Origin of the sequence: Sphingobacterium sp. UBA7855, assembly GCA_002500745.1 — a bacterium.
Classification (GTDB): Bacteria; Bacteroidota; Bacteroidia; order Sphingobacteriales; family Sphingobacteriaceae; genus Sphingobacterium.
Map to the genome: position 1 here is coordinate 211,512 of DLST01000011.1, position 12,643 is coordinate 224,154.

A 12,643-nucleotide genomic window follows, 5' to 3' on the forward strand; every position below is an offset into this window, starting at 1 on the left:
GCCATGCTACTGTCTTATCTCCGAGTATAACTCGGACTCACCACGGACTCATGTCGCTCTTACCACGGATACACCCAGACTCTGATACGGTGATGTATCGGAGGAGACACGAAACGATAGCGAAGCAGAGGTCTTGCGTCCATGCCATAATCAGAACATTCAAAATCCCGCCCCTATCATTGATGACTAAATGAAGCTTGTAGCCATCCCATTGTAGATTTTCCAACTTCGGCTATTCCTTTAAATACCCTCTGCTCGCCTTAATCCGCTTATTCTTGCAACTCCTGAACGGTGTCGAATCAAAAGAAATCATAAAAAAACAGCGGGATAACCGAAGTTACCCCGCTGCGTAAAAATAAACATGTGAAACTATTCTTTGCCATTATCTTTAGCCCACCATAACCGCTTACCCCAATTGTAATCGACTGTTCCAGCCGCTGCAGCTTTAACATTTTCTGCATTATACAAATATTCATTATTTGGATACGGTAAACGGAACGGCTGATCGGTGTGAGGTTCTTTAAACTTCTGAATGAGCGAAGGATAGTTTGTATTTGGAATACCCGTACGGCGATATAAGCTCCAAGCTTCATAATTCTCCTTAAATAAAGCCACCCACATATCCCAATAAACACGTTCTTTGGTATTGTTAAACTTACCCTCACCAGCCAAGTAATTTGCTACATCACTTGCTGCTACGTTATTATCTTGCATCGAAAGTGTAACGGCTTTTTCATACGCATCCTTCGCTGTGAGCGACCCTACATTATATCCTAATAAAGCTGCTTCCGCTAAAATGTAGTAGGTTTCACAGGCTTTAAAGAAGGGTACTGCTCCGGCAGGATCATTAATATAATGTAGACCAATCCAAGAGATTGAGGTTGCTGGCGACGGATTGTCTTTTGAACCATTTATAAATCCTATATACTTACCTGCGTTATTCTTTTGTGCAATGGCTGCTATACGTGGATCTTTGGTCTCTAATAAATGATTGATAAAAATATCAAACATTCCCCAATTGTTAATACGACTACCGTAAATGCCGGATTCATACCAAGGTTCCATATAAGGTAAGGTGCCAGGGAAAAACATTTGGCAACTTTCTGCATTTGTTTCAATAACAGGATATTTCTCTTTATTACCGGCAATTTCCTCAATAGTCGATTTAGCTAATGCTGGCGCAACAGAAGAAATACGCATGGCCATCCGTAAGCGCAACGCGTTACAGAATTTTTGCCACCTTAGCATTTGCTCCTTTATATCCGCACTTCCACTATTGGTTTTTCCATAGATCACATCATAATCCCCCATTTCATCCGTTCCTATCCCTGCCGCCATTTCATCCGCAATTGATTTAAGGTCGGCCAATACTGCAGGGAAGATATCTTCCTGTTTATCATATTTGGCTTTCAAGATCGAGCCATCCTCGGGACGTCCTTGAAATGCTTCTGAGTATGGAATATCTCCCCAACCGTCCAATAAATACGACCACATATAATTATTCCATATTCTGGCAATGAGGCGGGTATTTTTATACCCTTCAGCATTTTTTTCCGTTTTTTTCAACAAATCAAGCATTTGGGTAATATTATAATAACAGGCTGCCCAACGATTTCCATACGTATTATTCGAAGGTGTTAACCCGCTTAAATCGTCCGGATATTGAATTTTAACAATATAGCCGGCAAAGGTACCATAGCCATCTACATCGCCACCGAATTGGTCTCCGGCATAGCGCATCACATTCACCAACATATTTTGAGGAGGAACATCGTGTAAAGCATCCGGATCTGTATTTATTTTTTCAAAATTCTTGGTACATCCAGATACTAAAAGAGCGACTAGGATAGGTGTATATTTTAGTTTTTTTATTAAAGCATTCATATTCATATTTTTTTTGGTTTTCGATTTTCAAGTTTCAAAATATCTTTAAAAATTAAAATGTAAAACCCAGTTTAAGACCTATACTTCTTGAATTTGGCACGCCCGCTTGTTCAAAACCAACTCCTCTTGAATCACTTGATACACCACCTCCTTCCGGATCCAAGCGCATCGTATTGCTTTTGTGCACCCATAAAAGCGCTAAATTTGTCCCGGTAACGGAAACATTTGCGCGTTTTATCCCTTTTATTCTGCTGTATAAAGTTTTTGGTAAATTATAGGATATATAAGCTTCTCTCAACTTTAAGAATGAACCATCAAAAACAAATGTTTCTGCAATGCTGTTATTTTCATACCAGTCTTGTGCATTAGTTTCAATGGTGTTTTCTATCCATCCATTATTTCCGTCCGACATAGCAAAGCGTTCATTTTTCATTACATCTCTACCTGCCAAAATAGCACGTTCACGAATTCCATCTGCTGCGGTAATTGATGCTATCCCTGTATTATACCCATGTGCCATTGTTTGAGACCAAATATCGCCACCTTTTCGAAAATCAAGCATAAAGCCAAATCTAAAATCCTTGATGGTAAAATCATTTCGCATAGAAGCCAAGAAATCAGGTACCACGTTACCGATATCTTGAGCATCTAAAGAATTAGCAATTGTTCCTTCTTTTCCTATTTTAATTGCTCCTTTCATTGGTCCGTCTTCAACACGATCAAAACCAGATCCGACTAAAGTGCCCCATGGCTTTCCAACAGATGCCATATTGGAGATCCCCCAAGTCCAGCCAAGCCTATAATCTTTTAAATCCAATTGTGGATATAGTTCAACAACTAAATTATTGTCTTTAGAAAAATTAACTGTTGTTGTCCAATTCAAACCGTCACCACCTTTAAGGATATCGCCTCTTAATTGCAATTCAACGCCTTTGCTTTTAATTTCACCAGCGTTTAGGAATATCGAACTAAAACCCACCACATTGGATGTGGATACTTGAAGTAGTTGGTTTTTATTTGTTTTATTATAATAAGTAAAATCAAGATGTAAGCGATCTTTGAATAAGCCCAGCTCCGTTCCGATTTCGTATGAAGTAATTGCTTCGGGTTCTAAGCCCTCAATTGCATACGTCATGCTCTTATACATCTGCGCTAAATTATTATAGGAATCGGTCTGCGCATAGTAGTAATTTCCGTTTTGATACGGACGCGTTGCATTACCAACCTTAACTACATTTAAGCGCAATTTCCAGAAATTTAAATAATCACTTTTTAGCCCTTCAAAACTTGCTGTTGGCAGCCAGCTTAAACTCGCCGAAGGGTAAAAGAAGGATTTCGTCAAGGTTGAAGACCAATCATTCCGCGCTGTCAAATCCAGATATAATTCGTCACGCCAGCCTAAACTAGCCTGTGCATAAACAGAATTTGACCGGCCTTTCGAATGGTCCATAACGGTATAAGCATCTCCAATTTTATTGGTAATGGTATAAACCCCTAACACATTTAGCCCCTTAGCACCCAAGGTGTTGGTTTCATATTGATAATCCCGATAGTTGGCGCCTAAAATTCCCGTCAAACTTAAATCGCCAAATTGTTTATTAAAGTTTGCAATAAAATCGGCATTAAATTCAGAATTACTATTTTTTATTTGATTGAATTTACCGTTTTTATTGTCATAGTTAAAATAGGTGGTTTCAAATATATTCGTATTATAATAATCTAAGCCGACTCGACCTTCAAATTTTAAGAAATCAAAAGGTTGATAGTATAAAGATGTCTTTCCAAATACACGATTTATCTTCAAGGCATTTTGCGATTTATTCATCGTGAAGTAAGGATTCATATGGTACACGGAATTCCAATTGTAATAGGTATAGTTACCCTGCTCATCTACCTGATCCCAATTATTCTTCAGGTCTTGCATATCTACCTGGCGGCCGAACCAAATCAAGCCATTCATTGGATTGGCACCGTCGTAACCTTGCGTGACTAAGTTATTACTTTCAGTACGTGTGAAATTACTCATAATATCATATGAAACTTTATCACTGATTTTATAATTATTATTTATTTGTGCCGTATATTTCTTTTGATCGGTATTGGGCACTGTTCCGCGTTGATCACGAAAAGAAATGGAAGCTCTCGTGGATGAACGATCTGTTTTTGAAAGTAAAGAAACGTTGTGATTTTGGGAAAAACCTGTCTGAAAAAAATCCTTAACGTTATTTTTATGGGAAATCCAATCAGTAGCTTCGCGCACCCCATTATTGACAGGACTATTAAATTGAGGAACCTTTAATCCGATATCCAATCTTGCTCCCCAGGATTCATCTATATTGTCATTTGTACCAAAACTTCCTGTCCCATCAACATAACTAAATGATTTCTTCAATACATAATCCTGATACGACATGCCAGCGCCATTAATTTTATAACTGTATTCATCCCCTCTGGAACCTTGGCCATATAAATTTTGATATTTGGGTAAATTAGCTGCTCGATCAATGGAAAAATTTCCATCATAGGATATTTGTACTCCATTCTCCGCCCGCTTTCCCGATTTAGTTGTAATCATAATAACGCCTGTACCGGCACGCATACCATAAAGTGCAGCAGCTCCACCTTTCAGAATATTGATACTTTCGATATCATCCGGATTAATATCATTTAATCCCGAACCATAATCCACCCCAGAGTAGGTATTATCACCCGAACGTTGCGCATTATTTGTAATTGGCACTCCATCGACAACAATTAACGGCTGTTGATCTGCCTGCAGAGAAGAGTTTCCCCGAATGGAAATACGAGCTGAGGATCCTATTGCTCCACCAAATTGGTTTACTTGGACACCAGCAGCCTTACCCGCCAAAGCTCCTGTTAAACTGTTTGCTCCTGCGTCAGTCAAAACTGCAGCTTTCAATTCCTGAGTCGCATATCCTAACGATTTTTTTTCCCGGGTAATGCCCATCGCAGTTACCACAACTTCGTCCAAACTGCGCTCATCGGTCGTTAATGTAACCTGAATTGTACTCTGATTGGTTAAATTCACTTCTTTACGACCATAACCAATAGCCGAAACGCTTAAAGTCCCTGCCTGCTTGTAGTTAATCGTAAACTCGCCGTTTTGTCCTGTTTGTGTCGCTGTTCCGTCCTTGAGTGTCAGTGTAACTCCGGGTATTGGCTTTCCATCTTGGTCGACCACCTTCCCCTTTAAAACTGTTTGCGCATATACCGCCGAGCTTACCAAAACGGTAGCGGCTAGCATAGCAATGCTTCTTCTGTTCATAAGTTTAGTTTCAGATGTTAGTTTTTAGTGTTTTTACAAAAACTAAGTTAGGGGTACTTAGTCTGCATTGATAACCGAATATTGATCATTATTACCCGATTTTTAACCCAAAGTATTAAATAACTAACATGTTCGCAACAAAAAAAGCTCCGTACCACTTACATATCCCAAAAAAGACACTCCAAAAGGCATTAAATAGCTTTTTCCTTATATAAAACAACTAATAAAAGCACAGATTTAATAAAACACATTAAAACACATTAATCTCACAAGCTATTTTTCAAAGAAAACAATAAAAAAAATAAAAACTTTACTTGTTTGAAGGTTTTTAAGAAAAAAATAATATTTTTTTTTAAAAAACAATAGGTAGAGACGACCAATTGCTACCATCAAATTTGTAAACTACATGCGTTCCTTACGAAATAGATAGATCAATAAGAAGCTGAAAATCCCATTAAATAGAACTTTAGCATTTCAATTTAATGAGATTTTAGTATCGTTGGATTTTAATAGCTATCTAATCAAAGCGAGCAAATAGAAGAATATTTAATAGCTTAAATATCCTTCATCCTGTCTTTTCGACTAACATTAGATCATAGCATATAGCGTTTGTTTGTACTGCTGGACATACTCTTTTGGATTGCAGCCGACGATTTGTTTAAATACGCGATTAAAGTTGGTAATGCTATTGAAGCCACAGTTGTAGGCAATAAAAGAAACACTGTCCAAGTGGTCTTCATTTAACTGGTTACACACTTCTTTGACCCTTATGCGATTAAGATAAGTGACAAATGTAACCCCACAATGCTTTTTAAAATAGCGACAAAAAGCTTGTGGCGTAAGATTGGCGTGATCAGCAACTTCTTCCAACTTCAGTTCATCTCTATAATGTTCTCTGATATAGTTGCAGATAAAATGAATGCGATTTGATCCATGCACTGTTTCAAAGCCTGCTTCCACACGCTCGTTACAAAGCGCATCGGCGCCCCTTGAAATATTTGCTAACGTTCTCAATAGATAAAAAAAATGCATCAACATGTCCATTTGATTCGCAGATTTCAACTGACAAACTCGTTGTGATATCTGGTCAAAATAAGGTTCGGGGACTTTAAATCCTCTGGAGTTACTACAGATAAATTGATGCAGCGATTCAAATTCGTCCAGGGAAAATAGGGATTTAAGCTTTCCGTTTGGATCGAAAAAAATGGAAACAGAGCGAGATTCATTTGAAAAACCGTCCTGAGAGACCGATTTAAACACATGCGGTTGGTTTGCACCCAAAAAGAAAATATCATTTTCCTTAAAGGGGTGTAAGGTATCTTCAACAATCAAAACTCCTTTGCCTTTTTTTATCCACATTAATTGAGCTTCTTGATGTCGATGAAAATGAGGGTAGAAATTTTCCAAAACATCTTCTTGAATAGTAAGGCTTTGGCCTCGCATGGTAGGAACATTAAATTGGAGCGTTTTCATAGGTATGTTTAGTTTATGTTACTGTTTAGTTAACATAAATATAGCAACTGCAAAGCAACAACAATCTATTTAGTTTGTTCTTAAAATTACAATACTAAAATATGTTTAGAATCCGACAATATTTAATAATCCTTAACAAATCTTCTAAAGAAAAGTATAATTGTTATTAAAAACGTTTTAATATTAAAAAAATGGGTTAAAATACAATTAGACTTTGATAAATTGTGATAATTAGAATTCCACAGAAACATAGAACTTTATTAAATTTCATTTTTGATTCTTTAAAGTGTATAAAAATGAATCTTATTCGTTTGTAACAATAGCAAAAATTGCACTATCAAAGATAGACCTCTTAAATAAATCGTTTTGAAGCGCTTAAATTTTACGATATTCGTATTCGACAATTTACATCTAAGGGGCAAGCCAATTGCAAATCACAAGTATTTCAAAAATCTATGGCTTTAACAAAATAAAAAGCATTACATTCTAAAATTTCCAAAATTTATGTTCAAAAAAGAAATATATCTTCACCGCCGAAATAAACTGTTATCATCCGTCAGTTCTGGCAAAATTCTTTTGTTAGGCAACATTGAAAACCCGATTAATTTTGAGCACAACACCTATCCTTTTCGTCAGGACAGCAGCTTTTTATATTATATAGGAATAAAAAGTCCAGGTTTGGCTGCTGTATTGGATATTGAAAAAAATGAGACTATCCTATTTGGGGACGAAATGACGATCGACGATATTGTGTGGATGGGCCAGCAGCAAACTTTAGCGGAAAAAGCAGAACTGTCGGGTATTCGTACAGTCCTCCCATTCAATCAACTCTTCGACTATCTTAACAAGAAAACGCAAGCAGGAATTCACTACCTTCCTCCTTATCAATCGCACAACAAATTATTACTTCAACAAATAACTGGCCGATCTGTCAGTCAGCTAGCACCTTCGGTCGCTTTAATTAAAGCCGTGGTTGCTCAACGTAGCATCAAATCGGAAGAAGAGATCGCTGAACTAGAAAAGGCGGTAGATATCGCTGTCGATATGCATCGCATAGCTATGCGAATGACAAAACCTGGTTGTTATGAATATCAGATCAGCAATGCTATGCAACATTTTGCGCAAGATCAAGGAGCCCCATTTTCCTATCCTCCGATAGTTACAAAACGAGGTGAAATTCTGCACAATCATATGCAATTTCACCAACTTGATGAAGGTAATATTCTCCTCAATGATTCCGGCGTTGAAACTGCTATGGGATATGCTTCTGATCTAACCAGAACCTTTCCTGTAGGAAAACGATTTACAGGTTTGCAAGAAGAAATTTATCAGATTGTTTTACATTCTTTTAAATCTGCTGAACAGCTGCTGACATCCGGAATACGTTTTAAAGAAATACATCTAAAAGCCTGTGAAGCACTTGTAGACGGACTTATCCAAACCGGATTTATGAAAGGCAACGCGCAAGATGCGGTCATGAATCACGCGCATGCGCTTTTCTTTCAATGTGGACTTGGCCATATGCTCGGTCTTGATGTGCATGATATGGAGGATCTTGGTGAACAATATGTAGGTTATACCGAAGCTGAGCCAAAAGAGACCAAGACTTTTGGAATCAAATCACTGCGGCTAGGTAAGAAATTGGAGGCTGGCAATGTGCTAACCGTTGAACCCGGCATCTATATTATCCCGGATTTAACGGAGCTTTGGGAACAGCAAAATTTACACAAAGACTTTATCAATTATGATTTCTTAAAAAAACATCTCGATTTCGGCGGGGTTCGTATTGAAGATAATTATCTTATTGAAACAGATGGATATCGCCGTTTGGGAAAATACCTTGAACGTGAAATACAGGAAATATATCAGCTTAAAGACAATCCAATTAATTAAAAAACAGATAACGAACATAGCAATTAACCCGAAAAGTGAACTTAGATCACTTTAGGGACAACGCTCAAATAGATAAACAAATGAACAGCATTAAACAGTCGATTTTTATTATTTTATTACTGATTTTTCAGGTTCCAGCTTCCATTTTTGCGCAGCGACTCTGGACAGATCAGGGTGATCAGTATTATGAATTTTCTGACAAGGGAATAGAAATGGTCAACCCTAAAAATGGGATGAGATCCATCTTTCTTTCACAGCAATCGCTTATTCCAAAAGGGGTAACTACAGCGCTTAAAGTTGAGAATTTTTCGATTTCCAAAAACAAGGAGCTTATATTGATCTATACCAATAGTAAAAGAGTTTGGCGCGAGAATACAAGAGGCGATTATTGGGTTTACAACAAGAAGACCAATCAGTTGCAGCAACTAGGCCAAAAATTCCCGACCTCACAACTGATGTTTGCGAAATTTAACCCACAAGCAGATAAAGTCGCCTACGTTAATAAAGCCGACCATAATGTTTACGTGGAAGATCTCGCTAATGGCAGCATCGTTTCCGTTACCAAAGATGGAACAGATCGTTTAATCAATGGTACTTTCGACTGGGTATACGAGGAAGAATTTGGCTGTAAAGATGGTTTCCGCTGGTCGCCGGACGGTGCTTCCATTGCTTATTGGAAGCTTGATGCCCGTAACATCCGTAATTTTCTGATGATCAACAATACGGATAGCCTCTACTCCTATACCATTCCAGTGGAGTATCCTAAAGTTGGACAATCGCCGAGTGCCTGTTCGATATGGACCTATGAAATTGCCACTGGAAAAAATACCATGCTGAATATCCCGGGAGATCCCAACCAGCACTATATCCCTCGCATGGAATGGTGTCTTGATAGCAAGCAGGTTATCCTAGAGCAGCTCAACAGAAAACAAAATGAGAGTAAAATCTATACCGTCGCTCTCTCCGATAATAAAGCGCAAAACATACATCAGGAGCAAAGCGACTCGTGGATTGATATCAAAGCTCGGTGGAACAACAACGATCCTTCGGGATGGGATTGGGTTCAAGGCGGCAAGGCCTTCATCTGGGTATCTGAAAAAGACGGCTGGCGCAAAATCTATCAGATTGATTTATCGGGCAACGAGAAGCTGGTTATGAAAGCGGACTACGATATGATCAATCTTGATTTTTTCGATCCGAAAAATGAAACGATTTATTTTACGGCCTCTCCAAGCAATGCGACACAAAAATATCTATATAGTGTTTCTACTAAGGGCGGCGTTCCAAAAAGACTGACACCAGCATCATTCGAAGGAACCTGCGAGTATGATATTTCAAAAAACGGTAAAATTGCCATCTTTAACTTTAGCAACCGGGCAACATTAAAACACAATGCCGTTATTGAGTTACCGACACATAAAGTGCTCGTAGATTTTGATTTTAAACGTGAAAAGAAAGTCAGCGATGGTATTGCCGAGTTTTTTAAAGTTAAAACAACCGACGGTATTGAGTTAGACGGCTGGATGGTAAAACCCCTTGATTTCGATCCCAATAAAAAATATCCTGTCGTCTTTATGGTGTACGGCGAACCAGCATCACAAACTGTATTAGACAATTTTGGTGCAGGTTATAACAGTCTTTATAAAGGAAACATGGCGCAGGATGGCTACATTTATATTTCTCTGGATAATCGCGGAACTCCCGCTCCTAAAGGCAGCTTGTGGCGAAAAAGCATCTACCGCAATATCGGACAGCTCAATATCCGCGACCAGGCTTTAGCAACACAAGAAATACTGAAATGGCCGTTTGTCGACAATTCACGTGTGGCCGTCTGGGGCTGGAGCGGTGGCGGATCAAGCACGCTTAACCTACTTGGCCAATATCCGCAAATCTATAAAACAGGCATAGCCATTGCAGCTGTAGCAAATCAGTTACTTTACGATAACGTATACCAAGAACGCTACATGGGCCTACCCCAAGAAAATCTTGCCGACTTTGAAAATGGCTCCCCGCTGAGATATGCAAAAAACATCAAAGGTAATTTACTCTATATTCATGGAACCGGAGATGACAATGTGCATTATCAAAATGCAGAAGTCCTGATCAATGAACTGATCAAAAATAACGTGCAGTTCCAGTTGATGTCTTACCCCAACCGCAGCCATTCGATCAGCGAGGGACAAGGTACGCATGAGCATTTAAAAACATTATTTACAAACTATCTAAAATTACATTGCCCTCCGGGTGGAAGATAGACCGAATAGTTATCATTTACAGATGAAAAGAATACTATTATATGCACTGGGAACCTGTGGTCTACTGACCGCAGGTATACAGCAATCAGCAGCGCAGCTGATGAAAGAAAAAAATGACTTCACAAGAGCGGATTCACTGCGCGGATATCTGTCACCGCTGCGAACCTGCTACGATATCCAATACTACCATTTGGATGTTAAGGTAGATATAGACAATAAGTTTATTTCGGGTTCAAACCTTTTCCGTTTCAAGGCTACAACTGATTTTAATCGCCTGCAATTTGATCTTTTTGCCAATCTCAACGTAGACAAAGTCGTATATAAAGGGAAAGAACTTTCCTTTACCAGAGAACACAATGCTGTCTTTGTCGAATTTCCTGCAACTATCAAGAAAGGAATACAGGAAGAGTTTACGGTATATTACGAAGGTCATCCTACAGAAGCGGTCAAAGCTCCCTGGGACGGCGGCTTTGACTGGAAAAAAGATAGCAATGGAAAGCCATGGGTGGCAACGGCCTGCCAGGGTATGGGCGCGAGTGTCTGGTGGCCAAACAAAGACCATCAATCCGATGAAGTGGATAGTATGCTGATTTCCATCGCTGTCCCAAAAGAGGTGATGAATGTATCCAATGGACGTTTGGTCAAGGTAGAAAAGATGAAGGATGGTTACACCAAATACCACTGGAAAGTTGCCAATCCAATCAACAACTACAATGTCGCCATCAACATCGGCGACTACGTTCATTTTAAGGAAAAATACAAAGGTGAAAAAGGACCATTGGATATAGACTACTATATTTTGCGCGAAAACGATACGGCAGAAAAAAAAGCCCATCTTCAAAAAAACGCCAACCAGACCTTAGAAGCCTTTGAACATTGGTTTGGTCCATATCCCTTCTATGAAGATGGCTATAAACTTGTTGAAACCTACCATACCGGCATGGAACATCAGAGTGCCGTCGCCTACGGAAACCATTATCAGAATGGCTATCGTGGCAGAGATGCTTCAGAAACCGGTTGGGGAAATAAATGGGATTTTATTGTGGTTCACGAATCTGGTCATGAATGGTTTGGCAACAATATTACGTCTGCCGACTTGGCCGATATGTGGATCCATGAAAGCTTCACTAATTATTCCGAAGGCTTATTCATCGACTATTTCTATGGTAAGGAAGCCAGCCAAGCTTACGCCCATGGTATCCGGAGCGGGATCCAAAATGATAGCCCCATCCAGGGCCCCTACCACGTAAATAAAGAAGGATCTGGGGATATGTATCCCAAAGGCGGTGTTATGCTCAACATGATCCGTACGATGATCGACAATGATGAAAAGTGGCGGGATATCCTCCGGGGATTAAACAGCAAGTTTTATCACCAACAAGTCGATTATACTGATGTTGTCAACTACGTAAGCCAGCAGTCCGGTCTAGACCTGTTAAAAGTATTTGAACAGTATGTAAAACATACTGCCATTCCTACACTGGAGATCAAACAAGATCCTTCAGGCAGAATATTGGGTCGCTGGATCAGCGAAGTCAAAGGCTTCCATATGCCCATACATATTGGCGTAAAAGGTCAAAAAAGAGAACTTATCCAGTTGGACCAACATTTCAGACCGATTAAAGTGGCCGATTTAACGAAAGAGAATATCGATATTGATACGTTTAACTATTATGTCGGCGTATTGGTCGAATAAAAACAGCTTCAACGTTACCAACATGAAATAAACACAGCGCCCCAGAAAGTTAGCTACTTTCCGGGGCGCTGTGTTTTTGAACCACTCTTATCGCTTCATACCTCTTCCAAATTTGAATAAAACCTTTATGACTTCGCAGACATCTATAGCAATAAA

6 protein-coding genes and 1 pseudogene are annotated in these 12,643 nt (G+C 39.1%); 3 read left to right on the forward strand and 4 right to left on the reverse strand.

Features of this window, described 5'->3' with window-relative positions:
- Positions 1-148 precede the first annotated feature (148 nt).
- The 4 genes and pseudogenes from B2107_RS22000 to B2107_RS09670 all read right to left on the reverse strand — a co-directional run.
- Positions 149-310 (reverse strand): annotated as a pseudogene (locus B2107_RS22000) (transposase); the annotation flags it as partial.
- Positions 311-369: 59 nt separating this feature from the next.
- The gene (locus B2107_RS09660) at positions 370-1,884 is read right to left on the reverse strand and encodes a SusD/RagB family nutrient-binding outer membrane lipoprotein (protein ID WP_293955400.1); all 1,515 of its coding nucleotides are present in this window, start codon (positions 1,882-1,884) and stop codon (positions 370-372) included.
- Between the two features lie 52 nt (positions 1,885-1,936).
- Positions 1,937-5,170, reverse strand: a complete 3,234-nt coding sequence (locus B2107_RS09665) for a SusC/RagA family TonB-linked outer membrane protein (RefSeq protein ID WP_293955402.1) — start codon at positions 5,168-5,170, stop codon at positions 1,937-1,939.
- Positions 5,171-5,758: 588 nt separating this feature from the next.
- The gene (locus tag B2107_RS09670) at positions 5,759-6,643 is read right to left on the reverse strand and encodes an AraC family transcriptional regulator (RefSeq protein WP_293955403.1); all 885 of its coding nucleotides are present in this window, start codon (positions 6,641-6,643) and stop codon (positions 5,759-5,761) included.
- A gap of 504 nt (positions 6,644-7,147) precedes the next feature.
- On the opposite strand from B2107_RS09670, the gene B2107_RS09675 reads away from it, so the two are divergent.
- The 3 genes from B2107_RS09675 to B2107_RS09685 all read left to right on the forward strand — a co-directional run bounded on the left by B2107_RS09675 (position 7,148) and on the right by B2107_RS09685 (position 12,487).
- Positions 7,148-8,536 (forward strand): aminopeptidase P family protein, encoded by a 1,389-nt coding sequence (locus B2107_RS09675; protein WP_293955405.1) that lies wholly within the window; start codon positions 7,148-7,150, stop codon positions 8,534-8,536.
- 80 nt (positions 8,537-8,616) lie between these two features.
- On the forward strand, positions 8,617-10,791 hold the full coding sequence (locus B2107_RS09680) for a S9 family peptidase (RefSeq protein WP_293955407.1): 2,175 nt from the start codon (positions 8,617-8,619) through the stop codon (positions 10,789-10,791).
- Between the two features lie 22 nt (positions 10,792-10,813).
- Positions 10,814-12,487 (forward strand): M1 family metallopeptidase, encoded by a 1,674-nt coding sequence (locus tag B2107_RS09685; protein WP_293955409.1) that lies wholly within the window; start codon positions 10,814-10,816, stop codon positions 12,485-12,487.
- The last annotated feature ends 156 nt before the right edge of the window (positions 12,488-12,643 follow it).